Here is a 24,858-nt window from a genome sequence, read left to right on the forward strand (position 1 = left end):
GAGACTTGAACTCTCACACCTTGCGGCGCCAGAACCTAAATCTGGTGCGTCTACCAATTCCGCCACTTCCGCAACTTATTCTGTAGTTATCAAGGTAATTGGTAAAAACCTAAATAACGTTGTTTATGGTGGCTACGACGGGATTCGAACCTGTGACCCCATCATTATGAGTGATGTGCTCTAACCAGCTGAGCTACGTAGCCAAAACCATATTTTTTGTTCTCAACGCTTTGTTGCCTTGTCGTTGGGAACGGCGCGCATTATGCGAAGTTGAGTGAGATCCGTCAACAGTTTTTTTTAATAAATTTCGGAAAAAACCTCGTTCGCTTCCTTTTTAAACAAAGAGGCGTGTTTATGATCTAAAACTGGAAATAAATTAGCTTGCAGTTGCGTAATTTATTTTTGTTCATTTACTTAAGGTATTAAAAAAGCCAGCTTAACAGCTGGCTTTTAGTGTAAATGAAGTGTTTAGAATTCATTCATTTAATTAAACATTGAAGCGGAAGTGTACAACATCGCCATCTTTTACGATGTAGTCTTTACCTTCTAGACGCCATTTACCTGCGTCTTTTGCGCCATTTTCACCATTGAATTGGATGAAATCGTCGTAACCAACTACTTCTGCACGAATAAAGCCTTTCTCGAAGTCAGTGTGGATCTTACCTGCCGCCTGAGGCGCAGTTGCACCAACAGGGATTGTCCAAGCACGTACTTCTTTAACACCTGCTGTGAAGTAGGTGTGTAGAGTCAGTAGTTCGTAACCAGAGCGAATTACACGGTTCAGGCCCGGCTCTTCGATCCCCATATCTGCTAGGAATTCTTCGCGATCTTCATCTTCTAGTTCAGATAGTTCAGATTCGATAGCTGCACATACAGGTACAACGACATTGTTTTCTTTTTCTGCGAACTCACGAACCGCATCTAGATATGGGTTATTTTCGAAGCCATCTTCGTTTACGTTTGCAATGTACATAGTTGGCTTCAGTGTTAGGAAGTTTAGGTAGCCGATTGCTGCTAACTCTTCTTTAGATAGTTCAACTGTGCGTGCCATGCCGCCTTCAGTTAGTACTGGTAACAGTTTTTCTAGTACGGTTAGTTCAAATTTTGCGTCTTTATCGCCGCCTTTTGCCTTCTTCGCGTTACGTTGAATCGCTCGCTCACAAGAATCAAGGTCAGCCATTGCAAGTTCAAGGTTGATCACTTCGATATCTTCGATAGGTGAAACTTTACCTGAAACGTGAACAATGTTTTCGTTTTCAAAACAGCGTACAACGTGGCCAATCGCGTCTGTTTCACGGATGTTAGCTAGGAATTTGTTACCTAAACCTTCACCACGTGATGCACCAGCAACAAGACCAGCGATGTCCACGAACTCCATCGTCGTTGGAAGAACTCTCTGTGGGTTAACGATCTTAGCTAGTGCGTCTAGACGTAGATCTGGCACAGGAACCACACCAGTGTTTGGTTCAATGGTACAGAACGGGAAGTTTGCTGCTTCGATACCCGCTTTAGTTAGTGCGTTGAACAGAGTTGATTTACCTACGTTAGGTAGACCAACGATGCCACATTTAAAACCCATGATAGTAACCTTATTCAGCTTTGAACGTGTGGAGGCGATTTTGTGCTTTAGATAGGCCATCCTTAATCAGGATATCTAGACAACGAACAGCCTCATCAGCTGCTGCATCTAAAAGCTCTTGCTCTTTAGCTGGCGCTTTACCTAATACAAAACCCGCCACTTTATCTTTGTGTCCCGGATGACCAATGCCAATACGAAGACGATAAAAATCTTTGTTATTGCCCAGTTTGCTAATGGTGTCACGCAGACCGTTGTGTCCACCGTGACCCCCACCTTTTTTAAACTTAGCGACACCTGGCGGTAAGTCTAGCTCGTCATGAGCAACCATGATCTCTTCAGGTTTAATTTGATAAAATTTCGCAAGCGCTGCGATCGATTTACCTGATAGATTCATGAAGGTGGTTGGGATAAGCAAACGGAGATCCTGGCCATTGACCATAATGCGTCCTGTTAGACCAAAAAACTTTGGTTCGTTCTTCAGTGTAACGTTGTGAACGCGTGCTAATTCTTCTACAACCCAAGCGCCCGCATTGTGACGAGTTCTGGCGTATTCTGGTCCTGGATTAGCAAGACCAACAAGAAGTTTGATTTGTTGACTCAAGGTTAGGATCTCTCTGGAATCTCAAAAAGCGCAGTATGATAGCACAGAAAACTCGCGGTGGGCGACCAAGGGATTTTCTAGTTATCAGTACAAATAAAAAAACACCCCAAAGAGGGGTGCTTTTGAAATCAGTGTAACTGAAATGTTCGTATTAGTTGAACATTGCAGAGATTGACTCTTCGTTGCTGATACGACGAATCGCTTCAGCCAGCATGCGAGATAGGCTTAGTGTTGTCACTTTACCTGTTGCAGCCATCTCTTTAGACAGAGAGATAGAGTCAGTTACGATAACTTGGTCAAGAACTGAGTTCTTGATGTTATCCGCAGCGTTGCCTGAGAATACTGCGTGAGTAGCGTAAGCGAATACACGCTTAGCACCGCGCTCTTTTAGTGCTTCAGCTGCTTTACATAGTGTGCCACCTGTGTCGATCATGTCATCAACGATCACACAGTCACGACCTTCAACATCACCGATTAGGTTCATTACTTCAGAAACGTTTGCACGTGGACGACGCTTATCTACGATTGCGATGTCGATGTCGCCTAGTGCTTTTGCTGTTGCACGAGCACGAACAACGCCACCTAGGTCAGGAGATACCACTACAGGGTTATCTAGACCGCGAGCCTGCATATCTTCAAGTAGCACTGGCGTGCCGAAGATGTTGTCTACAGGTACATCGAAGAAGCCTTGAATTTGCTCTGCGTGTAGGTCGATAGTTAGAACGCGGTCAACACCAACGTTAGATAGGAAATCAGCAACAACTTTTGCAGTAATTGGCACACGCGCAGAACGTACACGACGGTCTTGGCGAGCGTAGCCGAAGTAAGGGATAACTGCAGTGATACGGCCTGCTGAAGCACGGCGCATTGCATCAATCATAACAACCAATTCCATTAGGTTGTCGTTAGTCGGTGCACAAGTGGATTGAATGATGAAAACATCGCTACCACGAACATTCTCATTGATTTGAACTGCAACTTCGCCATCAGAAAAGCGAGAAACAGATGCATCACCAAGAGAGATGTAAAGACGATCAGCAATACGTTGGGCTAGTTCAGGTGTTGCGTTACCAGCAAATAGCTTCATATCAGGCACGGTGGAAACCTCGGGTTTGCGTCCAGTTTAAATAGGTCGGTGTGAGGCTGATTGGTATTCAGCCAAAGTCTCTTTTAATGGCGAAATATTGCGCCCTTGAGCGATAAATGCCGAGACTTTATCAGAGAGTTGTGCAAGGATAGTTTCTGCTTCAGATTTGCTCGAAAATTCAGCAAAAACGCAAGATCCTGTCCCCGTCAATCTTGACGGCGCGTATTGTAGCAGCCAAGAAAGTTGCTTATCAACCTCTGGGTAGAGCATTCGTACAATTTTTTCGCAATCGTTTACGCTTGGCGTATTTAAAAGTGTTTCTAGATCTCGTTTTGGGGTGTTTCGCGTTAGATCTGGATGACAAAAAACGTCGACGGTTGCTATAGATACATTGGGTCTGACGACTAAATACCACTTTTCTTCGGGATAAGCAGGAGAGAGTTTTTCACCAACACCTTCAGCAAAAGCTGCAAATCCGCGCACAAATACGGGCACGTCTGCGCCTAGTTTTAAACCTATTTCAGCCAGTTCGTCGTCAGTTAGATTCAGTTGCCATAAGTAATTCAGTGCCACTAATGCTGTAGCTGCATTCGATGAGCCCCCACCAATGCCTCCACCCATAGGCAGCACTTTCTGTAGCTCAATATGCGCGCCAAAAGGGCAGTTTGAGTAAGCTTGAAGCGCGGTTGCTGCTTTCCAAATTAAATTGTCTTGAAGAGGCACACCTTCTATCTCTGGAGAAATCGTAATATCACCAGAATGGTTCGCTTGAATGGTGAGCTCATCGCCGTGATCGACGAATTGGAATAAGGTTTGTAACTCGTGGTAGCCATTCTCTGTACGGCCGTTGATATATAGAAAGAGATTCAATTTCGCTGGTGATGGCCAGCGTGTTGAAAGTTCAATCATTGGGTGATGTTCCATTTTGTGATCACTAGATTTATTTTGACATCAGCTGTGGTGAGTTTCAGCTTATTTGGCAGAGGGAGAGACTGTTCATGCCATTGAACGTCGCCATATCGTTGATAAGCGATACTCCAATCATTTAAACCAATTTGTTTGTTTAACGCTTGCAGTGTATTGGTTGGAGACAGTTGGAATTTGTCGGCATCGGTCGGTAGACCTAATAGCCAGTCAGGCATGTGATCGACGGGCATCATCAACCCTGTAAGACGGTAAATCAGCTGATTAGCACTGCGAGAAGAAAGGACCTGATCATCGTAAGTTTCTACTGTGGCGCCTTGTGGGGTGATGGTGAGCTTTAATGCCGTTTGTCCGAGAATCGTTGTTAAACGCAACTGGCTTAGTGCTGAAGAATGTTTCCAGTAGAAGTTTAAATTTTGTCTTTGGTCTGGGCCAATATAACCAAGTTTCCCCGTTGCTTGAAAATCTTGGATGGTTTCGAGTCGCTGCTCATGAGCTTGCCATTCAACGCTGGTAACACTTTCAGGAACGGACGAACAACCAGCGAGCAGTAAGCTCGACAAGAAAAAAAGAATAAAGGAGCGTAACGTCATGTTTGATGGCTTATTAATCAGTTTCATCGGGAATCGCTCACAACTATAGCATTGAAAAGTCGCACTTAGGAAAACAAATCCGGCTTACCCTTTCAATAAATGCGTGCTTACAGTAAAATTCTGGACCTATTTTATAACCTATCCCAGAGATACCACGTTAGATGTCCTTGCTTGCTATTGGAATTAATCACAATACAGCGTCTGTCGACTTGCGAGAGAAGGTGGCGTTTGGTCCGGATAAACTCGGCCCTGCACTCGAGCAACTTAGAGAGCACGAAGCGGTTAACGGCAGTGTGATTGTTTCAACCTGTAACCGAACTGAGTTGTACTGCGATGTTAAGCAAGGAGCGCGAAACAAGTTGATCGATTGGCTTGCTCAATTTCATCAAGTGAGCCGCGAAGATTTAATGCCGAGTTTGTATGTTCATGAAGAACAAGCTGCAATAAAGCATTTGATGCGCGTATCGTGCGGTCTTGACTCTCTGGTGTTGGGTGAGCCTCAAATTTTGGGGCAGGTAAAGCAAGCATTTTCTGACTCGCGAGATCATCAAGCTGTCGATGCCTCGATTGATAAACTGTTTCAAAAGACGTTCTCAGTCGCCAAACGGGTAAGAACAGAGACAGATATTGGTGGTAATGCCGTGTCCGTGGCTTATGCGGCATGTACACTGGCAAAACATATTTTTGAGTCGTTATCAGATTCAACCGTGCTTTTAGTTGGTGCGGGCGAGACGATTGAATTGGTCGCGAAGCATTTAGCGTCCAACGGTTGCACAAAAATGATTGTCGCGAACCGCACTAAAGAGCGCGCGCAAGGCTTAGCGGACCAATTTGGCGCAGAAGTGATCAGTTTGAACGAAATTCCTGAACATTTGGCGAAAGCGGATATTGTGATTAGCTCAACGGCGAGCCCATTGCCTATTATTGGCAAAGGTATGGTCGAAACGGCTCTAAAGCAGCGCCGACATCAACCTATCTTGTTAGTCGATATTGCGGTGCCGCGAGATGTGGAGTCGGAAGTCGGTGAACTGAACGACGCATATCTGTATTCTGTTGATGACTTGCAATCTATCATCGACAGCAACATTGAGCAGCGTAAAGTCGAAGCGATTCAAGCTGAAGCGATTGTTAGTGAAGAAAGCGCTGCATTTATGACATGGTTGCGTTCACTGCAAGCCGTCGATAGTATTCGCGACTATCGCAAATCAGCCAACGAAATTCGTGAAGAGTTACTGAGCAAAAGTTTGCAATCTTTAGCGGCAGGCGCAGATCCGGAGAAAGTGCTGCGCGAGCTGAGTAATAAACTCACCAACAAACTGATTCACGCTCCAACTCGCGCATTGCAAAGTGCAGCAGAGCAAGGCGAACCAGCAAAATTAACGATTATCCGCCAAACACTTGGCTTGGATGATCTATAACTCACGCTTTTTATTAAGAAAACGACACTATGAAAGCCTCTATTCTGACTAAGCTAGAAACGCTAGTAGAACGTTACGAAGAAGTTCAACATCTTCTTGGTGATCCTGATGTAATTGGAAATCAGGACAAATTCCGTGCTCTATCAAGAGAGTACTCTCAGCTAGAAGAAGTAACCAAGTGCTTCCAAGCTTATCAACAAGCACAAGAAGATCTTGTCGCCGCTGAAGAGATGGCAAACGAAGACGACGAAGAAATGCGTGAAATGGCGCAAGAAGAAATCAAAGAAGCGAAAGCGACGATTGAGCGTCTTACTGATGAGTTACAGATTCTTCTTCTGCCAAAAGATCCGAACGATGATCGTAACTGTTTCCTAGAAATTCGTGCAGGTGCGGGTGGCGACGAAGCGGGTATCTTCGCGGGTGATCTATTCCGTATGTACAGCAAGTACGCAGAAAAGCGTGGCTGGCGCATCGAAGTCATGTCTTCAAACGAGGCAGAGCACGGTGGTTACAAAGAGATGATCGCGAAAGTAAGCGGCGACGGTGCATACGGCGTGTTGAAATTTGAGTCAGGCGGTCACCGTGTACAGCGTGTTCCTGCAACTGAATCTCAAGGCCGTGTGCATACTTCTGCTTGTACAGTAGCAGTAATGGCGGAAATCCCTGAAGCGGATCTGCCTGAAATCAAAGCAGCAGACCTGAAAATCGATACGTTCCGTGCATCTGGCGCGGGTGGTCAGCACGTTAACACCACGGATTCTGCAATTCGTATTACCCACTTACCAACGGGTACGGTAGTAGAGTGTCAGGATGAGCGTTCACAGCACAAGAACAAAGCGAAAGCAATGGCGGTTCTTGCTGCTCGTATCGTTCAAGCGGAAGAAGAGCGTCGTGCCGCAGAAGTGTCTGATACACGTCGTAACCTTCTAGGTTCTGGTGACCGTAGTGACCGTATTCGTACATACAACTACCCACAAGGTCGTGTGTCTGATCACCGTATCAACCTGACCATCTATCGTTTGAACGAAGTGATGGAAGGTGACCTGCAGAGCTTGATTGATCCTGTGATTCAAGAGCACCAAGCAGACCAACTTGCGGCGCTCGCAGAGAACGGCTAATCGATGAGCCAAGTTCAATCGATTGAGCAAGCACTGAAAAGTGCGACGGCGAAACTGGCAGAAGGCGGCAAAGAGTCGCCTTCTCTCGATGCAGCTGTACTCCTTTGCCATGTCCTTGGCAAACCACGAACTTACCTGCTGACCTGGCCAGAAAAAGCATTAGAAGCAGAGCAAAAATCTCAGTTTGACGCTCTACTTGAACGACGTTTAACTGGTGAACCCGTCGCTTATATTATTGGTGAGCGAGAGTTTTGGTCTTTACCATTCAAAGTTTCTCCCTCTACCTTGATCCCAAGACCGGATACAGAACGTTTGGTCGAAGTTGCACTCGATAAGACCTACGAGCAGACTGGGCCTATTTTAGATCTTGGAACGGGGACGGGAGCTATCGCCATCGCGCTTGCATCTGAAATGCCAAAGCGTCAAGTGATGGGCGTAGACCTTAAGCAAGAAGCGAAAGCACTTGCAGAGTACAATGCTGAGCAGCTAAACATCAAAAATGTGACCTTTGCTCAAGGCAGTTGGTTTGAGCCTATTACAGAAGGTACGAAGTTTGCTTTAATTGTCTCCAACCCGCCATATATTGATGAAAAAGATCCACATTTATCCCAAGGCGATGTGCGCTTTGAGCCAAAATCTGCATTAGTTGCTAAAGAGAATGGCTTAGCTGATATTCGTCATATCTCGGATCTTGCTCGTCAGTATCTTGAAGTGGGCGGTTGGCTGGCATTTGAACATGGTTATGATCAAGGTGAGGCGGTGCGTGAGATAATGCGTGGCTTTGGTTACCAACAGGTCGCTACGGAAAAAGATTATGGCGGTAACGATCGAGTAACACTTGGTTGTCTGGCCAGTTAATCATGGAAGTCAGCAAACACTAACTAAAAAGAGAAGAAAAATGTACGTAGCTCTAAAACACATACACTTAGTGACGATCGCTCTCAGCGCGACGCTACTATCGATCCGATTCGTGTTAATGATGATGAACTCACCGAAGCGAAATAATCGCTTTTTGAAAGTGTTTCCCCACATCGTTGATACTGCATTGCTAGTGTCAGGTATCGCGCTTATTTTCATTACGGGTTTCATCCCGTTTACCGATGCCGCACCGTGGTTAACAAACAAAATCACCTGCGTACTGGCGTACATTGCGCTTGGATTCTTCTCATTGAAACTTGCGAAAAACAACCTACTGAAGATATTTGGCTTTTTCGGCGCATTAGGTTGGTTGGTCATGGCTGCAAACATTGCTGTGTCTAAGAGCCCTACGTTATTTGGATAGACGTCATGTTAGAGTTTTTTGACGAAGATTTTGACAATATACCGTTGGTGGAAGGTGCGCTTGAGCTAAACAAAGCGATTAACCCAGAAACCAAAGTACATTGGGCGAAACAAGAGTTAGAGCGTCTTTACAAAGATGCAGAAGCCACGCTTGTTCATGAAACCGATGAAGAGCAACGATTTGATGCATTCCTACGACTGTTTTTCCACGAGTGGGGGTTCAAAGGCGACGAGCAGGAATACTTTATTTCGGACAACAGCTTCATCGATAAAGTGTTGGAGCGCAGAAAAGGTATTCCTGTGAGCTTAGGTTCGATTTTGTTATACCTAGGCAAAAAGCTGGGGTTCCCGTTGAAGGGAGTTACTTTCCCTACTCAGTTCCTGTTAAAAGTCGACTGGATGCATAAGAAGCCAGACTACATCAACCCATTTAATGGTGAGTATGTAGGTGAAAGGATTCTTCAAGCTTGGCTTATTGGCCAAGAAGGACCGCTAGCTCAGCTAAAGCCTGAACATTTTGAGGAAGCTGACAACCCAACAATTATTGGTCGCTGGTTGGCGTTGATTAAAAGTGCGATGTTGCGTGAAGAGCATTATACGCTGGCATTACGTTGTACAAATCTTGCTCTAACATTTGTGCCAGATGACCCATACGAAATTCGTGACCGTGGTTTTATTTTCCAACAGCTAGAGTGCCCTCAAGTAGCGGTATCAGATTTTCAGTACTTTATTGACCAATGCCCTGACGATCCGGCTTCCGAGCTACTAAAATCACAAGTTAATGTGATGAGTGAAACGCACGTCACACTTCACTAATTTTATCGATGTGCCGAACTGTGGCGTATCGTGGACAGAAAAAGAGAATCAAAATGGAACAGAAAATCGTTAATATCGGCGACATTCAGGTTGCTAACGACAAGCCATTCACCCTATTTGCAGGTATGAACGTTCTTGAGTCTCGTGATCTTGCGATGCAGATCTGTGAGCACTACGTAAAAGTAACGGAAAAACTTGGTATTCCTTACGTATTTAAGGCGTCGTTTGACAAAGCAAACCGCAGTTCTGTTCATTCATACCGTGGTCCAGGTCTGGAAGAAGGTATGAAAATCTTTCAGGAGCTGAAAGACACTTTTGGTGTAAAGATCATCACGGACGTTCACACTGAAGCACAAGCTCAACCTGTCGCTGACGTGGTAGACGTTATTCAGCTTCCTGCATTCCTAGCTCGTCAAACTGACCTTGTTGAAGCTATGGCTAAAACAGGTGCGGTTATCAACGTGAAGAAACCTCAATTTATGAGCCCTGGTCAAGTGGGTAACATCGTTGAGAAGTTCGCAGAATGCGGTAACGACAAGATCATCCTATGTGAGCGCGGTTCTTGCCACGGTTACGATAACCTAGTTGTAGACATGCTTGGTTTTGGTGTGATGAAAAATGCTTCGAAAGGTAGCCCAATCATCTTTGACGTAACGCACTCACTACAAATGCGTGACCCATCAGGCGCAGCATCTGGCGGCCGTCGTGAGCAGACAGTTGAGCTTGCTAAAGCGGGTCTAGCGACAGGCATCGCAGGTCTATTTATCGAAGCGCACCCAAACCCAGACCAAGCGCGTTGTGATGGCCCATCTGCACTGCCTCTAGACAAGTTAGAGCCATTCTTAGCACAAATGAAATCGCTTGATGATCTGATCAAGAGCTTTGCAGATATAGATATCAAGTAAACGCCAGATGACTGGTGGTAACAAATACTATAGCCAACCGATGTTGGCTATTTTTTTATCTGAAAAGCCGTGAATTCTCAAACTTGTTACTGATGAATTTGTTATTGCTAAACAATGCATCATAATTATTAAATCAATGTGTTAGGGTGCACGTGGTTTTCAAATAGATCCAATGCTTAAAATGTGCGTCAGTAATCCCAATAAGAAAAAGGTAAATAAATGAATCAGCGTCTGATGATCAAAACTGTTTTGAGTGCCGCTATCTTGGCCTCGTTAGCTGGGTGTGCTACGCAACCTGTACCAGATTGGAATGCCGATACAACCTATAAATTGACCGTATTGCACACTAACGATCATCATGGTCGCTTTTGGCAAAATCGATACGGTGAATATGGCATGGCGGCGCGTAAAACGTTAATCGATGATTTGCGCGAAGAAATACAGGCTGAGGGGGGGAGCGTGTTATTGCTTTCTGGTGGTGACATCAACACAGGAGTACCTGAGTCTGATTTACAAGATGCCGAGCCGGATTTCAAAGGCATGAGCAAAATTGGTTACGATGCGATGGCTCTAGGTAATCATGAGTTTGATAATCCATTGGATGTGCTATTCAAGCAGCAAGAGTGGGCAAACTTTCCGATGTTGTCTGCCAATATTTACGATAAAAATACTGGCAAGCGTTTATTCCAACCATACGCGATGTTTAACAAGCAGGGCATTAAAATTGCGGTCATTGGTCTTACAACCGAAGACACAGCGAAACTTGGCAACCCTGAGTTCATTGAACAAATTGACTTCCGTGACCCAAAAGAAGAAGCCAAGAAGTTGATTGCAGAACTGAAAGAGACAGAGTATCCAGATCTGATTTTTGCTGTCACGCATATGGGACACTATGAAAATGGTAATAGAGGCATCAATGCTCCTGGCGATGTGGCGTTAGCTCGTTATTTGAATGACGGCGATCTCGACATGATCGTTGGAGGACACTCACAAGAACCTGTGTGCATGGAAGGTCCAAACGTTATCAAAAAGAACTTTAAACCAGGTGATGAATGTCAGCCCGATAAACAAAATGGTACCTTTATTGTTCAGGCACATGAGTGGGGGAAATATGTGGGACGCGCCGATTACGAGTTTCGTAATGGCGAACTCTCGATGGTGAGCTACGATCTGATCCCTGTAAACTTGAAAAAGAAAGTTAAAGTTGATGGGCAGTCGCAACGAGTCTTTATCCAAGAAGAGATTAAACAAGACGAAATGATGCTTGAGTTTCTTCGTCCTTATCAAGAAAAAGGTCAGGGCAAGCTAAACGTGAAGATTGCAGAATCTAACGGTAAGCTTGAGGGTGACCGCAATGTGGTTCGTTACCAGCAAACAAACTTAGGTCGATTAATTGCAACGGCTCACATGGAACGTGCGAAAGCAGATTTCGCTGTAATGAATTCTGGTGGTGTTCGAGATTCGATTGCTGCGGGTGATATTACTTATAAAGACGTGCTCACTGTTCAGCCATTTGGCAATATGGTTTCTTACGTTGATATGACGGGTAAAGAGGTATTAGATTATCTAAATGTCGTTGCAACTAAGCCTGTTGACTCTGGGGCTTATGCACAGTTTGCCGGCATTGCGATGAGTATCAATAATGGTGAGGTAACCAATGTGTTCATTGGTAATAAGCAACTTCGCTTAGATGGTAATTACCGCTTTACCGTACCAAGCTATAATGCTGCTGGTGGAGATGGTTACCCTAAAATCGACGATCATCCAGGGTATGTAAATACAGGTTTTACCGATGCTGAGGTTCTGAAGGATTATTTAGAAACACACAGCCCTATTGATGTTAATGAGTATGCCCCTTCAGGTGAAATCACGTATTTAGTTGATACGGCGATTGATCAGTAACCCAACAGAGAAAAAGCGATTGACTCAAACTCGCTGATATCATTAACTAAAAGCGCAGATCCAATTCAGTCTGCGCTTTTTGTTTTTATGAGGAGAATCTTGATGACTCCGGCCATTAATCTTGCGAAAAAGAAAAAAATTCCACACACGATTCATCAGTATGAGCATGACCCTAGAGCCGATAGTTATGGCTTGGAGGCTGCTGAAGTACTGGGGCAGGATCCGAAAACAGTATTTAAAACCTTGTTGTTCTGCTTGAACGGGGAGCCAAAGAACCTTGCGGTTGCGATTATCCCTGTTGATCAAAAGCTGAACCTAAAACTGGCGGCGAAAGCAGCGAAGGGCAAAAAGGCCGATATGGCTGATCCGGAAATCGCGCAAAAGACCACAGGTTATGTCGTTGGTGGAATTAGCCCACTAGGGCAGAAGAAAGCCTTACCTACTTTTTTGCACGAAAGCGCAGTAGAGCAAGACACAATCTGTGTGAGTGCTGGTAAACGTGGTTTAGAAATTGAGTTAGCCCCGAGAGATTTGCTGAACTTAACTCGCGGTCAGTTTGCACCTCTTTGTTTGTAAACTCATGACAAATAAAAAGGACGCTCATGAGCGTCCTTTTTTGATCTTGCCTGTCAGTGAAGCGTTACTTCTTCAGACTCAATGTACCACCAGTGCGTTTAGCTGGTTTACTTGGTTTCGCGGCATTTGGGTTCATGTAATGCTGCTTAGGCTTACTCGGTGATTGAGGCTTGTTTGCTGAATGCGTATTGCTCGATGCATCTGGTTTACGGTGTGATTTACCATGCTCGCCTTGCGGTCTGCTGCGTTCACCTTGTGGTTTCGCTTTGTAATGTTCTTTAGCTGGACGTCCGCCTTCATCATCACGCTGACGACGCTTTTGTTGACCTTTTTTCGAGTTTGGTGCATGACGGAATTCATCAGCATTGTTACCGCGGAAAGTTCGTGTCTTCTGGTTACGACGAGCAGTAGAATCTTGGTTTTCTTCACGGCTATCAAACAGCTTCGCGTCGGTCGCTTTACGAATGTTGCGACCTCTAGAGTCTGTTTTTGATGCTTCTTCTGTACCTACAGAGCCTTCACACATTGCTAGGATCTCTGCCACTTCTTCGTCACTTAGGTAACGCCATTTTCCATTCGGAATACCATCAAGAGAGATATTCATGATGCGTACGCGACGCAGCTTGAATACTTCATAGCCCAGCGCTTCACACATGCGACGGATCTGACGGTTAAGTCCTTGAGTGAGCACAATACGGAAAGAGAATTTAGTTTCTTTCGTTACCTTACAAGGTAGGGTGACTGTGTCGAGAATCTTAACGCCGCTCGACATCTGTTTGAGAAACTCACCTGTAATCGGTTTGTCCACGCGCACAACGTACTCTTTTTCGTGGCTGTTGCCAGCACGGAGGATTTTGTTGACGATATCGCCATCGTTGGTCAAAAAGATCAGACCATCGGAGGGTTTGTCTAAGCGGCCGATCGGAAAGATACGTTTTTGGTGGCCGATGAAATCAACGATGTTTCCAGGGACGTCTCTCTCAGTTGTACAGGTGATGCCTGTTGGTTTATTGAGAGCGATATAAATCGGCTTCTCTTTTGCTGCCACTGGCTTACCATCCACACAAACATCATCACCAGGTAGCACTTTTGTCCCCATTTCAGGTTTGTTGCCATTAATGGTGACACGGCCTTGCTCAATCAGTCTGTCTGCTTCACGGCGTGAGCAAAACCCCGTTTCACTGATGAATTTATTTAATCGTTTAGCGTTGTCTTGTGACATTTTTGTCTCCTAACGTTTCACAACGGCGAATGAAGCTCCCTTCCTCTAAGGGGAAGGAAGAATAAGGGCGGGCATTCTAGCATTAGGGTGAAATTTAGCCTAACCGTTTTTGGTGACGTTCGCGGGTTTCTAATTTCTTTTCCGCACTTTTTCTAAGTAGGACGTAAACGGCTCCAGTTCCACCGTGAAAGCGTTGCGCACTATGGACGCATTGGACTTCCTTTATTTGTCGTAGCCAACTGCTAACAAAGCTTTTCATCATTGCAGGTGGATTTGAGCGTTCTCCTCGACCATGGACGATAACGACGGTTCTAATGTCCATTGATAGGCATTGCTTTAAAAACGTCACGACTTCATCACGTGCTTCTTTCAATGTTTTACGGTGCAAATCCAAGCGAGCTTGGATTGGATACTTACCAAGGCGAAGTTTGCGGTAAACCCCGTCCTGTACACCATCACGTTTGAACTCAACAAAGTCCTCTGGCTTGAGCATTTCAGCGTGATCAAGTGATAGGTATTCTGGGTCATCTTCCGTTAACCAGATTGCTGCTTCGCGTTTTGCGAGCTGTGCTTCTGTTACTTGGTGTACTTTTTTGTGTTCGGTGGTGTCTTGAGTGATTGGCTTTACATCGCCCATCATCTGTTGAAATAGATCAAAATCGTCGTCGTGAGACATAGCAGTAATCTCATTAAGAACAGGGAAGAATAATAGGATTATATCAATGAGTGGTGCATTGAGATCAAATAAAAAACCGGAGTAGGCAAGTAACCGACTCCGGTGCAAAGCGTTTCTAGAGCTAAGCGAGATCTAGTGAGGAGATTTGTCGTTCATGATCTTGTATATGAAGAAACCGCCGTAAAATAACATCAGACCAATTGCCCCAAAAATTACTATCATTGACGATAGACCCACTGCATTACCAAATAGGAGATCAAGCCAAAAGTCCATACGTTTCCTCCAAGATGTTCCCGACAGGAATAAACTAAATGGCGGTGTCTTGTTGCACACTGATCTGGATCAATTATGTTGCTAAGGTTAATAAACTGTATTTTGTTGTGAGTTATCAGTCACATTTTACGTGCTAGTGTTCAGTTATTCATCAAACGAATTAAGACCTAAGGTTTTTTTGTAAAAAGCACTTGCGCCACAGTTCAGAATCCGTAATATACGCATTCGTTGACGGGGACAATTCCTCAGTTAAACATCTCGGTGAATAGCGCAGCTTGGTAGCGCATCTGGTTTGGGACCAGAGGGTCGGGGGTTCGAATCCCTCTTCACCGACCACTTTTAGAAAGCCTGCTCAATGAGCAGGCTTTCGTCGTTTTTAGCGCTAGTAATTTTAGACTTCAATAGTATCGAATCAAATTGGGGTTCGCCTGATGTTCGAATATGGCACTTCACCGACACGTATTGAGAGGAAGGCTCTACAGAAATGTAGGGCCTTTTCATTTTTTAGAGTGAGTAAATTTATTACTTGATGTCACACGAGATAGTATTGATAGGAGTTTCAGAAGTAGTGAAGCAGACATAAGCGGTCTTTGGGTGATTTGGACCAATCTTGACGTAACCCGCTTTTAAATCGTCTTCATCAAACGTTACTGAGTGAGATTTGCTTGTATTTCCATCATAGTAAACCGCTTCAAAGCCTTGGTTCATCATATGTGCAACGCGATTTCGAGTGTGGGCTGTTGAAAACGTGATGTTCGCGCAACGCATCATTGGTTTTTCGGTAATAAGAAATTGACCACTCTCTTTATCTAAAACACCGCCTTTTACTTCCGGAGTTATATCAATAGCTTGAAAAGCTTCTACGTTGCATGGCGGTTTAGCATAAGACAGCGAAGAAGTGAGCATAATTCCAATCGTGTATAGGAATAAATATTTAAATTTCATATGAGTTGTTTTGTATCCACTTAGCTTAACGGCGTTTTATAAGAAAGTTTGAATGAATTTTTAAATGGTTGTATTTAAATAATTGTATTTAAATGGCATTTTTCACACAATCACTAGATATCACAATTTGCTTGGCGCGTCTTACCCAGTGGTTTGATGTTAAATCCCCGATTTTTAAGCAGTTCAATCAGGTTATCTTTACCTACTAAATGCAAGCCACCAACAACAACGGTGAAGCGACCCGATTGTTGAGGTAGAACACTGCCAGTGTCGAGTTTTTTAGCCCAATCTCGATTACGCTCGTATAAAAAGGCTTGGTTAAACTCTTCTGTTGTATGATCGGTCAAAGAGGCTTCGACCAACATGCTACCATCACCACTCTTCCAACTCTCTATCAAGCATTGAACCAACTCTTCTCCGCCATCATATTCTTCAATTGACGAGAGAAGCATCTCTTTACCGCCTTCTGATTGACCTGCGATTAAATCGATTTGGAATTGCACTGACTCTAGTGGAATGACCGGGATTTGCTTTTTATCAGCGAGTCCTATTAGGTGCATGTCGACCCCTTTATCAGAGACATACCCCAGTTTGTTGACTAAAGCGAGTTGGATGGTGAATGCAGCCATCCAAGGTGGGGAATTTAGGAGTTGAGTTTCTGGCAAACCTAAATCTTGGGCAATTTCAATTAAGTGGCGACGTTGAGCTCTGTCTAAAACATCTTTAGAAAGAATGGTTGTTTGTGGGTAAACCAAGCCTTCAGAATTCCTGACGTCTGCTTCAATAATCAACCCTGCGCTTTGGCTTAAATACTGGATGACCGTTCTAGGGAGTGGGTACATCGTTTTATCCCCCACATGTACCGAGCCAATAATCATAAGTTCGGTTTCCCCTTTTTTCGCTAACCAATGCTGTGGCTCTGCATAAGATGAAAAAGGCGTTAAAGTAACAAGTAGAGATGATATGAGCGTCAAGAGACGAAACATAGAATGGTCCTCAGATAAGATACCTTGAAACTTTATACGCAAAATAGCGTGAGGTTAAGTGCAATTTCTCCAGTGGTGTATTCGACAAAATCGTCATTTATAAAAATATTGACGAGTTTTGACGACGAATAAATGAGAGTCACTTCACGAAAGGTAAATAGGTAATTCGCTTACTAATGGTTCACAAAATAATTAGGCGTGATCCAAATCTTACAAAATCAGTCGTAACTCATGAATATAAGTGACCTAGATCGCAGCAAACTCGTCAAAACAAGTTGTTCGATTTTGACGTGTATTGTAACTCCATGAAAATTAGGTTTTTATTGTTTTTGCTGAGTGTCATTTTTTGAGCTGGATCACTTCCTATTTCTATTTATTTTACGCTTAGAAATAACAGGTTGTATGTTGAATGTAACGGTTAGGTACCTCGCATTTGAGGGGCCGAGATTTTTATCATTGTCGTTTTGAACCACTGACTTTTTTGGGGAAGTAAGATGTTTAAACCTAGTCTGATTGCTATTTCTGTTATCACTACATTAGCAGGTTGCGCTGCGCTGCAAAGCTCTGAACAACAAGTTGTAAATTCGTTGGCTAATAATCTTGATATTCAATACCAAGTGTTGACTAACCACGGCGCAAACGAAGGTCTTGCTTGTCAGGGCTTAGGGGCTGAGTGGGCGTCTTGTAACAAGGTAAACATGACGTTGGTTAACCAAGGAGAAGCGGTTGACTCAAAAGATTGGGCTATTTACTTCCACAGCATTCGTCTGATTCTGGATGTTGAAAACGAACAGTTCAAAATCTCTCGCGTAACGGGTGACCTACACAAACTAGAACCGACAGATAAGTTTGATGGTTTTGCTGCGGGTGAAGAGGTTGTGCTTCCTCTTGTTGCTGAATACTGGCAGCTATTTGAAACTGACTTCATGCCAGGCGCGTTCGTTGCTGCACCAAATGCAGAGCCTAAGATGATTGCTTCTCTTAACACAGAAGACGTTGCATCTTTCGTGACTGGCCTTGAGGGGAACAACCTAAAACGTACGCCAGATGACAACAACGTATTTGCAAACGCTGTGTCTCGTTTCGAGAAGAACGAAGACCTAGTAAAACAAGACGTATCAACCACGTTACTACCAACGCCACTGTCTGTTGAAGCAGGTAAAGGTACCGTAGATATCGCGGCGGGTATCGCGCTGCCTAAAGACGCATTCGATGCGACTCAATACGCAGCAATTCAAGATCGTGCAGAAGTGGTAGGTGTGGATGTTCGTGGTGATCTTCCTGTAAGCATCACTGTTGTTCCTGCAGACTTCACCGGTGAATTAGCAAAATCTGGTGCTTACGAAATGAGCATCAAAGGCGACAGTATTGTGATTAAAGCGTTCGACCAAGCAGGTGCTTTCTACGCAGTACAATCTATCTTTGGCCTGGTAGATAGCCAAAATGCTGATTCTCTACCACAACTGTCTATTAAAGATGCGCCGCGTTTTGATTACCGTGGTGTGATGGTGGACGTGGCTCGTAACTTCCACTCTAAGGACGCAATCCTTGCAACGCTTGACCAAATGGCAGCGTACAAGATGAACAAACTACACCTTCACCTAACGGATGATGAAGGCTGGCGTTTAGAAATCCCGGGTCTGCCTGAGCTGACTGAAGTGGGTGCTAACCGTTGTTTCGATTTGGAAGAGAAAAGCTGTTTACTGCCTCAGCTTGGCTCAGGTGCAACGACAGACAACTTTGGTTCTGGCTTCTTCAGCAAAGCAGACTACGTGGACATCTTGAAGTACGCGAAAGCGCGTAACATCGAAGTGATCCCTGAAATTGATATGCCAGCGCACGCTCGTGCAGCAGTGGTATCAATGGAAGCACGTTACGACCGTCTAATGGAAGAAGGTAAAGAAGCAGAAGCGAACGAGTACCGCCTGATGGATCCTCAAGATACATCGAACGTAACGACGGTTCAGTTCTACAACAAGCAAAGCTTCATCAACCCATGTATGGAATCTTCAACTCGCTTCGTTGATAAGGTGATTTCAGAAGTAGCAGCAATGCACCAAGAGGCAGGCACGCCGCTAACAACATGGCACTTCGGTGGTGACGAAGCGAAGAACATTAAGCTAGGCGCTGGTCTGCAAGATATCAACGCAGAAGACAAAGTAAGCTGGAAGGGTAACATTGATTTGTCTAAGCAAGACAAGCCATTCGCACAGTCTCCACAATGTCAGACGCTAATTGCAGACGGTACGGTAAGCGATTTTGCTCATCTACCAAGCCACTTTGCAGAAGAAGTGTCGAAGATGGTGGCAGAGAAAGGCATTCCAAACTTCCAAGCTTGGCAAGATGGTCTTAAATACAGTGAAGGTGAGAAAGCGTTCGCAACAGAAAACACGCGTGTTAACTTCTGGGACGTTCTTTACTGGGGTGGCACATCATCAGTGTACGAATGGTCTAAGAAAGGTTACGACGTGATCGTTTCTAACCCAGACTACGTGTACATGGACATGCCGTACGAAGTTGACCCGAAAGAGCGTGGTTACTACTGGGCTACACGTGCAACAGATACTCGTAAGATGTTTGGCTTTGCACCAGAGAACATGCCTCAGAACGCAGAAACCTCTGTAGACCGTGATGGCAATGGCTTCACTGGTAAAGGTGATATCGAAGCGAAACCATTCTATGGCCTATCAGCACAGCTTTGGTCTGAGACAGTACGCAACGATGAGCAATATGAGTACATGGTATTCCCTCGCGTACTAGCAGCAGCTGAGCGTGCATGGCACCGTGCTGATTGGGAAAACGACTACAAAGTGGGTGTTGAATACTCGCAAAGCTCTAACCTAGTAGACAAAGCTGCGCTAAACCAAGACTACAACCGCTTTGCGAACGTACTTGGCCAACGTGAACTGGCTAAGCTAGAGAAATCAGGTATCGACTACCGTCTACCTGTACCAGGCGCGAAAGTTGAAGAGGGTAAACTGGCAATGAACGTTCAGTTCCCGGGTGTGAAGCTTCAATACTCTCTAGACGGCAAGAACTGGCTAACTTACGCAGATAATGCTCGTCCAAATGTGAAAGGTGAAATGTTTATCCGTTCTGTGTCAGCAACCGGTGAGAAAGCAAGTCGAGTGACCAGCGTGAAATAACTCGATTCTTGTAAGTTAATTTTTTGGCAAAGCCTCAACATCATGTTGGGGCTTTCTTTATTTTTTGAGGAAATTAAGCGTGATCGATGTCTAATTATTTTTCATTGATAAATAAGTTTTTGGTTGTAATGGTCAAGGTTATTGTGAACTGGATCGACTTAATCTGCTAAATATCAATAAACAACCTGTTTATGATCACACTTCTATTTTTTGAATAATTTTATAAAAATACGATAAGTGCCTGTATTTCCCATGTTTTTATCAGGGTTGTTGAGCTCGGTTTGAACAAGATCACTTTTTAAAATGTTTTATTTTCCATCGCGAATTAATTGAAACAATATTGCGAACGCCAAGGAGGCACATTCCAAAGTTTGCGATAAAAGGGAAGAGATGCCCTCTAAAACTATCGCATAACGTGAATAAATAAAGGCAGTAATTATGAAAAACATTTTTGCACTGAGTGCTCTTTCTCTCGCTTTCGCTTCTAACGCTTTTGCTGGTTCTTCTTACGTAACAGGTAATGTTCAATTCCACGATGATGGTCGAATTCATGGTTCGGACGTTACGTCTACACTGGAAGCTGGTCATACTTTTGATAACCAATTCGGCGGCTTTACGGTTTACACCGAATTTGATGGTATTCAGTTGGGTAAACTGGAAACAGAAAACGGTGGCGCAGGTAACACAACACCAGCAATCACTGTGGGTGGTGAGCAGTCATTTAATATTACCGATCATTTATGGGTTGTCGCGGGTTACCAACACCTGTTCTCTGCTGGCGAGAATGTACAGTACCGTCCATTGGTTAAGATCGGTTACAACTTCGATAACGGCATCTCCTTAAGTAACCGTACTCGTGCGCACATTGATGCGACAGACGCAGATGCGGATACAGATTACCGCATGGACAACCGCATCGGTTACGTGATGAATGAGGATGTGACGCTAAGCTACAACAACGTCTACATGATTGAAGCGGAAACCATGGACCACGAGCTTCGTGCAACGTGGACTCGTAAAGGTGTTCAACCTTACTTTGAGTTCCGTAGTCAAGCACATGGTGCAGAAAACGCGAGTGGTGACAGCCTAGTGAATAACGCTTTTGTATTTGGTGCCTCTTACGGCTTCTAATTTTATATTTGTCTTAACTGTCCATTAAGAAAAAGCCCAGCGGTTTATCTCGCTGGGCTTTGTTTTTATTGGTCGTTGCCTTCGTGGTGGCTATATTCGAACACTTGGCCTTTTTCGTTAAAGGCGTAAACGGTGTAGCTGTCTTTTTTGTCGCCATATTCCATACCAGGGGAGCCCATTGGCATGCCCGGTACTGATAGGCCTTTTGCGTTACGTGGTGGATTTTTCAAAAACGCTTTAATGTCTTTGGCTGGAATGTGACCTTCAAACAGATAGCCGTTGATCTCTGCCGTGTGGCAAGAGTAAAGCTGTTCATTCTTGATGCCTAGATCGCGTTTGATGGCGTTCATGTCATCGTGCAATTTTTCTTCGACCGTAAAGCCGTTCTCTTCCATGTGTTTTGTCCATTCTCCACAACAGTCACAGTATGGCGATTTATGGTTAATGACATCGGCTGCCAATACGTTGGCGGACACGGTCGCAAGCATTGCAAAGGTCAATAGTTTCAACTTCATAATACCCTCAAAAAGAAGTGGTTATTTTACTGAAAACAGTCGTAGTCGATTTGCATTACTAACGACAGTAATTGAAGACAGTGCCATTGCCGCTCCTGCGACAACAGGACTGAGCAAAAATCCAAACGCTGGGTAAAGCACACCAGCGGCAACTGGAATACCCAACGAGTTGTAAACAAAGGCACCAAATAGGTTTTGCTTCATGTTCTTAAGTGTAGCGCGAGAGAGTTCAATCGCATGTACTACCGCCATTGGTGACGTGTTCAGGATGGTCATTTGCGAACTTTCAATGGCGACATCACTGCCGCTACCCATGGCAATACCTAGGTTGGATAACGCGAGAGCAGGGGCGTCGTTAATGCCATCCCCCACCATTGCCACGACATGTCCTTGAGATTGAAGTTGCTCAATGTGCTGAGCTTTATCATCTGGCATTACTTGGGCAATCACTTCATCAATACCAAGTTCTTGGCCGATAGCATTGGCAACGTGTTGGTTATCGCCCGTCAGCATTACCGTTTTGATGCCTTGCGATTTTAATGCAGAGAGCGCTTGTTTCGCATCTGATTTGATCGGGTCGGCAATGGCGATCAGACCGATCAGTTCGCCGTTCAATGCCACAGCTACCGGAGTCCACGCATTTTTTGCGCATTCATCGATGGCAGATTTTAGTGTGCTAGTCTCGACGTTCTCTGCTTGCATAAATTGAAGCGAACCAATGAGTAGCGGTTTATCTTGATACGTCGCCCAAATGCCGCGCCCGCGAACGTTCTCAAACTTGTCTAATGAGACATCCTTTGCGTCGTGTCGTTTGGCGTAATCACATACCGCTTTTGCCAGTGGGTGCTCAGACTGACGCTCTGCCGCATACGCTAAAGCCAATAGATCTTCTTGGCTGGTGGCGTGAGTAAACACTTGCTGAACGCTAGGTTTACCTTGGGTAAGCGTGCCAGTTTTGTCGAACACAACCGTGTCGACTTTGCTTGCCAATTGCAGGGCGTCGGCGTCTTTGATCAGAATGCCGAGCTCTGCGGCTTTACCCACTCCCACCGTGACAGAAAGCGGGGTTGCTAAGCCTAGAGCGCAAGGGCAGGCGATGATCAGGACGGTTGTGGTGACCACCAGCATATAACTCGCTTTTGGCTCTGGGCCAACGGCAAACCAAACGAGCGCGGCCAGTATTGCTATGCCAACAACGACAGGGACAAACACCGATGAAATCTGGTCTGCCAGTTTCGCGATGGCTGGCTTACTGCTTTGCGCTGTGCGCACCATGCGGATGATACGAGCCAGCATGGTATTTGCGCCAATGCCCGTTGCCTCAATGACTAATCCACCATCGGTATTTAATGTCCCAGCAGACACTTGAGCCTCTTGCGCTTTTAACACTGGTACTGGTTCACCAGTGAGCATCGACTCATCAATGTATGATTCACCTTGAATCACAACACCATCAACAGGCACTTTCTCGCCTGGTTTGATACGCAGTTTCATGCCTAGCGTGATTTGCTCAACCGCGATTTGTTGATCGCCTTGTTCCGCAATTACCGTAGCTTGCTGAGGTTGCAGGTTAATCAGAGCTTGCAATGAGCGTGTTGTGTTTGCTTTGGCTTTTGCCTCTATATAGTGACCAAGAGAAATTAAGCCGATGATCATTGCACTCGCTTCAAAGTACACGTGGCGTGAAGCAAGAGGGAACCAGTCTGGGAAAATCACCACAAGCATCGAATAGAGCCACGCTGCGCCAGTACCGAGCGCGACTAACGTGTCCATGGTGGCGCGCTTGTGAGTAGCTGCTAACCAAGCGTTACTGAAGAAGTGTTTCCCCGCTGTGGCAAGAAGGAGTAAACATACGATACCGATCGCGCCCCAAGCTAATTGGTCGTTGGTGTTGCGAATCATCATATTGCCGCCAGCAACGCCCCAAATCATTAAAGGGGCACCGACGACAAGGCCAGCAATAGCATCCAGTTTAAAGCGTTTTTGTTGCTGACGTTGTTGCTGCGCTTGCTTTTCTTGCTGGGTTGCGGCGTCTTGTAGGATCTCTGCTTGGTAACCGGCTTGTTTTACCGATTCAACAATTGCGTTAAGGAGGTCATCAGAGTCTTGGCTTGCGAATACTAGTGCGCTTTGTTCTGCGAGGTTGACCTGTGCTTTCTCAACGCCTTCTACGTTAGTAAGTGCTTTCTCTACTGAAGAGACGCAACTCGCACACGTCATGCCTTGAATCAGCATTTGCAATTGAATACTCGCTGGTGGCACCTGCGTATCTTTAATATTGCTTTGCTTTTCTACCTGTTCGGTCTCTGGTGAGCTTTCGTTCTCTACTTCGACAGAATCAAGGTTGGCGGTATAGCCGAGTGTTGCTATTAAGTCGATCACTTGTTGCTCGGAGAGGAGGGTACGAATCTCTAAGTGCGTTGTTGAAGCCTCAAAAGAAATAACGTCTTGATTAGATTCTAATAAAGATGAAAGTTTTTTGACGCAGCCGCCACAGCTTAAGCCTGAAAGGTTTAGTTCGTAGTGATTTCCTGCTTGGTAACCAAGAGATTCAATCGACGAGACGAGCTCTTTAAGAGAAGACTCGGTTTTGACCTCTACTTGCGTCGGGGACAAATTGAGGATCTCCACATCGTGATTTGCATGTAAAGCCTTCTCAACTTTTCTCGCACAGCCCATGCAGTTGAGCCCTGATAAAGGTATAACTAACTGATACATAATCTGCACCTCAATAGTAGTGATGCTATGAGCTTAAACCTTCCTGCAAGGGTAAGGTCAATACCCATTTGCTACTCACAACAATTTCGTCAAAATCTCTCGAATCCCACAAGTGCACGGTCATTTTACTTGCGAGTGATCTCAAGGTTTTTTCTCTTTGAATATAAAGTTCCGTTAAAACACCTAAAAGATGAATGAAGTCGCTCACGTTTTTTAGATACTCTCAATGTCAGTTCAGTGTCAAAACGTACTTTTAACGTTTTTTATTTTTTATATTTGATGTTAACCAATTGTTTTTTATTGATTTATTTTATTTTTGATCTTCTCATTTTGAAGTCGCTCAGATTGCTGTAGCGAAAGTTTTTTAGTGCGAAAAAAGTTTGTCATATTTGCCCCGTCCAAACACTGTTTCAAGTTCCTGCCATGTCCTAGTTAGTGAATTTGAA

At 44.7% G+C, this 24,858-nt stretch carries 22 protein-coding genes and 2 tRNA genes; 11 read left to right on the forward strand and 13 right to left on the reverse strand.

The window, feature by feature from the left end; genetic code table 11:
- Positions 1–126: 126 nt before the first annotated feature.
- The 6 genes from R7M72_RS21360 to lolB all read right to left on the reverse strand — a co-directional run bounded on the left by R7M72_RS21360 (position 127) and on the right by lolB (position 4,811).
- Positions 127–203: transfer RNA gene (locus tag R7M72_RS21360), tRNA-Met, on the reverse strand.
- Positions 204–487: 284 nt separating this feature from the next.
- Positions 488–1,579 (reverse strand): redox-regulated ATPase YchF, encoded by a 1,092-nt coding sequence (gene ychF, locus R7M72_RS21365; RefSeq protein WP_005393178.1) that lies wholly within the window; start codon positions 1,577–1,579, stop codon positions 488–490.
- A gap of 10 nt (positions 1,580–1,589) precedes the next feature.
- A complete protein-coding gene (gene pth / locus R7M72_RS21370) occupies positions 1,590–2,180 on the reverse strand; it encodes an aminoacyl-tRNA hydrolase (protein WP_005384112.1) in 591 nt (196 codons plus the stop codon).
- Between the two features lie 151 nt (positions 2,181–2,331).
- The gene (locus R7M72_RS21375) at positions 2,332–3,276 is read right to left on the reverse strand and encodes a ribose-phosphate pyrophosphokinase (RefSeq protein WP_005393176.1); all 945 of its coding nucleotides are present in this window, start codon (positions 3,274–3,276) and stop codon (positions 2,332–2,334) included.
- Positions 3,277–3,303: 27 nt separating this feature from the next.
- Positions 3,304–4,176: a 4-(cytidine 5'-diphospho)-2-C-methyl-D-erythritol kinase gene (gene ispE, locus R7M72_RS21380; protein ID WP_017634844.1), complete on the reverse strand. Its 873-nt coding sequence runs from the start codon at positions 4,174–4,176 to the stop codon at positions 3,304–3,306.
- Positions 4,173–4,811, reverse strand: a complete 639-nt coding sequence (gene lolB / locus R7M72_RS21385; protein ID WP_017634843.1) for a lipoprotein insertase outer membrane protein LolB — start codon at positions 4,809–4,811, stop codon at positions 4,173–4,175. The genes ispE and lolB overlap by 4 nt, the downstream gene beginning before the upstream one ends.
- A gap of 134 nt (positions 4,812–4,945) precedes the next feature.
- On the opposite strand from lolB, the gene hemA reads away from it, so the two are divergent.
- From hemA to ybaK, 8 genes are all read left to right on the forward strand, one after another.
- Positions 4,946–6,202, forward strand: coding sequence for a glutamyl-tRNA reductase (gene hemA / locus R7M72_RS21390; protein ID WP_005384104.1), 1,257 nt, complete (start codon positions 4,946–4,948; stop codon positions 6,200–6,202).
- Between the two features lie 29 nt (positions 6,203–6,231).
- On the forward strand, positions 6,232–7,320 hold the full coding sequence (gene prfA / locus R7M72_RS21395; RefSeq protein WP_005382222.1) for a peptide chain release factor 1: 1,089 nt from the start codon (positions 6,232–6,234) through the stop codon (positions 7,318–7,320).
- Between the two features lie 3 nt (positions 7,321–7,323).
- On the forward strand, positions 7,324–8,178 hold the full coding sequence (prmC, locus tag R7M72_RS21400; RefSeq protein ID WP_017634841.1) for a peptide chain release factor N(5)-glutamine methyltransferase: 855 nt from the start codon (positions 7,324–7,326) through the stop codon (positions 8,176–8,178).
- A 40-nt stretch (positions 8,179–8,218) separates the two neighbouring features.
- Positions 8,219–8,602 (forward strand): SirB2 family protein, encoded by a 384-nt coding sequence (locus R7M72_RS21405; protein WP_005382225.1) that lies wholly within the window; start codon positions 8,219–8,221, stop codon positions 8,600–8,602.
- A 5-nt stretch (positions 8,603–8,607) separates the two neighbouring features.
- Complete coding sequence (locus R7M72_RS21410; protein WP_005384098.1) at positions 8,608–9,417, forward strand: SirB1 family protein; 810 nt, start codon at positions 8,608–8,610, stop codon at positions 9,415–9,417.
- A 53-nt stretch (positions 9,418–9,470) separates the two neighbouring features.
- Positions 9,471–10,322 carry a 3-deoxy-8-phosphooctulonate synthase gene (gene kdsA, locus R7M72_RS21415; RefSeq protein ID WP_005384095.1) on the forward strand — a complete coding sequence of 284 codons (852 nt, stop codon included), beginning with the start codon at positions 9,471–9,473 and terminating at the stop codon, positions 10,320–10,322.
- 219 nt (positions 10,323–10,541) lie between these two features.
- Positions 10,542–12,224 carry a bifunctional UDP-sugar hydrolase/5'-nucleotidase UshA gene (gene ushA, locus R7M72_RS21420; RefSeq protein WP_064377050.1) on the forward strand — a complete coding sequence of 561 codons (1,683 nt, stop codon included), beginning with the start codon at positions 10,542–10,544 and terminating at the stop codon, positions 12,222–12,224.
- Positions 12,225–12,326: 102 nt separating this feature from the next.
- Positions 12,327–12,800: a Cys-tRNA(Pro) deacylase gene (gene ybaK / locus R7M72_RS21425; RefSeq protein WP_064377051.1), complete on the forward strand. Its 474-nt coding sequence runs from the start codon at positions 12,327–12,329 to the stop codon at positions 12,798–12,800.
- A gap of 64 nt (positions 12,801–12,864) precedes the next feature.
- Here the strand turns inward: ybaK and rluF are convergent, their stop codons facing one another.
- The 3 genes from rluF to R7M72_RS21440 form a co-directional block, all read right to left on the reverse strand.
- Positions 12,865–14,022, reverse strand: a complete 1,158-nt coding sequence (rluF, locus tag R7M72_RS21430; RefSeq protein ID WP_064377052.1) for a 23S rRNA pseudouridine(2604) synthase RluF — start codon at positions 14,020–14,022, stop codon at positions 12,865–12,867.
- A 94-nt stretch (positions 14,023–14,116) separates the two neighbouring features.
- Positions 14,117–14,698, reverse strand: a complete 582-nt coding sequence (smrA, locus tag R7M72_RS21435; RefSeq protein ID WP_005382233.1) for a DNA endonuclease SmrA — start codon at positions 14,696–14,698, stop codon at positions 14,117–14,119.
- Positions 14,699–14,830: 132 nt separating this feature from the next.
- Positions 14,831–14,971: a DUF3149 domain-containing protein gene (locus R7M72_RS21440; RefSeq protein ID WP_005382236.1), complete on the reverse strand. Its 141-nt coding sequence runs from the start codon at positions 14,969–14,971 to the stop codon at positions 14,831–14,833.
- 259 nt (positions 14,972–15,230) lie between these two features.
- Between R7M72_RS21440 and R7M72_RS21445 the strand changes: the two genes are divergently transcribed.
- Positions 15,231–15,307 (forward strand) — tRNA-Pro (locus R7M72_RS21445).
- Between the two features lie 186 nt (positions 15,308–15,493).
- Here R7M72_RS21445 and R7M72_RS21450 read toward each other — a convergent pair.
- The gene (locus R7M72_RS21450) at positions 15,494–15,877 is read right to left on the reverse strand and encodes a hypothetical protein (RefSeq protein WP_005384085.1); all 384 of its coding nucleotides are present in this window, start codon (positions 15,875–15,877) and stop codon (positions 15,494–15,496) included.
- A gap of 152 nt (positions 15,878–16,029) precedes the next feature.
- Positions 16,030–16,902, reverse strand: coding sequence for a TraB/GumN family protein (locus R7M72_RS21455; protein WP_318056317.1), 873 nt, complete (start codon positions 16,900–16,902; stop codon positions 16,030–16,032).
- A 494-nt stretch (positions 16,903–17,396) separates the two neighbouring features.
- Between R7M72_RS21455 and R7M72_RS21460 the strand changes: the two genes are divergently transcribed.
- Together R7M72_RS21460 and R7M72_RS21465 are read left to right on the forward strand one after the other, a co-directional pair.
- Positions 17,397–20,048: a beta-N-acetylhexosaminidase gene (locus R7M72_RS21460; RefSeq protein WP_115385797.1), complete on the forward strand. Its 2,652-nt coding sequence runs from the start codon at positions 17,397–17,399 to the stop codon at positions 20,046–20,048.
- A gap of 438 nt (positions 20,049–20,486) precedes the next feature.
- On the forward strand, positions 20,487–21,179 hold the full coding sequence (locus tag R7M72_RS21465; protein ID WP_115385798.1) for an oligogalacturonate-specific porin KdgM family protein: 693 nt from the start codon (positions 20,487–20,489) through the stop codon (positions 21,177–21,179).
- A gap of 65 nt (positions 21,180–21,244) precedes the next feature.
- On the opposite strand, the gene R7M72_RS21470 is transcribed toward R7M72_RS21465, so the two are convergent.
- A complete protein-coding gene (locus tag R7M72_RS21470; RefSeq protein ID WP_318056318.1) occupies positions 21,245–21,694 on the reverse strand; it encodes a DUF411 domain-containing protein in 450 nt (149 codons plus the stop codon).
- A gap of 21 nt (positions 21,695–21,715) precedes the next feature.
- Positions 21,716–24,412 (reverse strand): copper-translocating P-type ATPase, encoded by a 2,697-nt coding sequence (locus R7M72_RS21475; RefSeq protein ID WP_318056319.1) that lies wholly within the window; start codon positions 24,410–24,412, stop codon positions 21,716–21,718.
- Between the last annotated feature and the right edge of the window lie 446 nt (positions 24,413–24,858).

The sequence above is a fragment of the Vibrio sp. YT-18 genome (assembly GCF_033337345.1).
In the GTDB taxonomy this organism is placed as follows: Bacteria; Pseudomonadota; Gammaproteobacteria; order Enterobacterales; family Vibrionaceae; genus Vibrio; species Vibrio alginolyticus.

Excerpts from the sequence above, each read along its gene's own strand:
- ychF (WP_005393178.1), bottom strand. The coding sequence starts at position 1,579 with ATGGGTTTTAAATGTGGCATCGTTGGTCTACCTAACGTAGGTAAATCA.
- ispE (WP_017634844.1), bottom strand. The coding sequence starts at position 4,176 with ATGATTGAACTTTCAACACGCTGGCCATCACCAGCGAAATTGAATCTC.
- lolB (WP_017634843.1), bottom strand. The coding sequence starts at position 4,811 with ATGAAACTGATTAATAAGCCATCAAACATGACGTTACGCTCCTTTATT.
- hemA (WP_005384104.1), top strand. The coding sequence starts at position 4,946 with ATGTCCTTGCTTGCTATTGGAATTAATCACAATACAGCGTCTGTCGAC.
- prfA (WP_005382222.1), top strand. The coding sequence starts at position 6,232 with ATGAAAGCCTCTATTCTGACTAAGCTAGAAACGCTAGTAGAACGTTAC.
- prmC (WP_017634841.1), top strand. The coding sequence starts at position 7,324 with ATGAGCCAAGTTCAATCGATTGAGCAAGCACTGAAAAGTGCGACGGCG.
- R7M72_RS21405 (WP_005382225.1), top strand. The coding sequence starts at position 8,219 with ATGTACGTAGCTCTAAAACACATACACTTAGTGACGATCGCTCTCAGC.
- R7M72_RS21410 (WP_005384098.1), top strand. The coding sequence starts at position 8,608 with ATGTTAGAGTTTTTTGACGAAGATTTTGACAATATACCGTTGGTGGAA.
- kdsA (WP_005384095.1), top strand. The coding sequence starts at position 9,471 with ATGGAACAGAAAATCGTTAATATCGGCGACATTCAGGTTGCTAACGAC.
- ushA (WP_064377050.1), top strand. The coding sequence starts at position 10,542 with ATGAATCAGCGTCTGATGATCAAAACTGTTTTGAGTGCCGCTATCTTG.
- ybaK (WP_064377051.1), top strand. The coding sequence starts at position 12,327 with ATGACTCCGGCCATTAATCTTGCGAAAAAGAAAAAAATTCCACACACG.
- rluF (WP_064377052.1), bottom strand. The coding sequence starts at position 14,022 with ATGTCACAAGACAACGCTAAACGATTAAATAAATTCATCAGTGAAACG.
- smrA (WP_005382233.1), bottom strand. The coding sequence starts at position 14,698 with ATGTCTCACGACGACGATTTTGATCTATTTCAACAGATGATGGGCGAT.
- R7M72_RS21440 (WP_005382236.1), bottom strand. The coding sequence starts at position 14,971 with ATGGACTTTTGGCTTGATCTCCTATTTGGTAATGCAGTGGGTCTATCG.
- R7M72_RS21450 (WP_005384085.1), bottom strand. The coding sequence starts at position 15,877 with ATGCTCACTTCTTCGCTGTCTTATGCTAAACCGCCATGCAACGTAGAA.
- R7M72_RS21455 (WP_318056317.1), bottom strand. The coding sequence starts at position 16,902 with ATGTTTCGTCTCTTGACGCTCATATCATCTCTACTTGTTACTTTAACG.
- R7M72_RS21460 (WP_115385797.1), top strand. The coding sequence starts at position 17,397 with ATGTTTAAACCTAGTCTGATTGCTATTTCTGTTATCACTACATTAGCA.
- R7M72_RS21465 (WP_115385798.1), top strand. The coding sequence starts at position 20,487 with ATGAAAAACATTTTTGCACTGAGTGCTCTTTCTCTCGCTTTCGCTTCT.
- R7M72_RS21470 (WP_318056318.1), bottom strand. The coding sequence starts at position 21,694 with ATGAAGTTGAAACTATTGACCTTTGCAATGCTTGCGACCGTGTCCGCC.
- R7M72_RS21475 (WP_318056319.1), bottom strand. The coding sequence starts at position 24,412 with ATGTATCAGTTAGTTATACCTTTATCAGGGCTCAACTGCATGGGCTGT.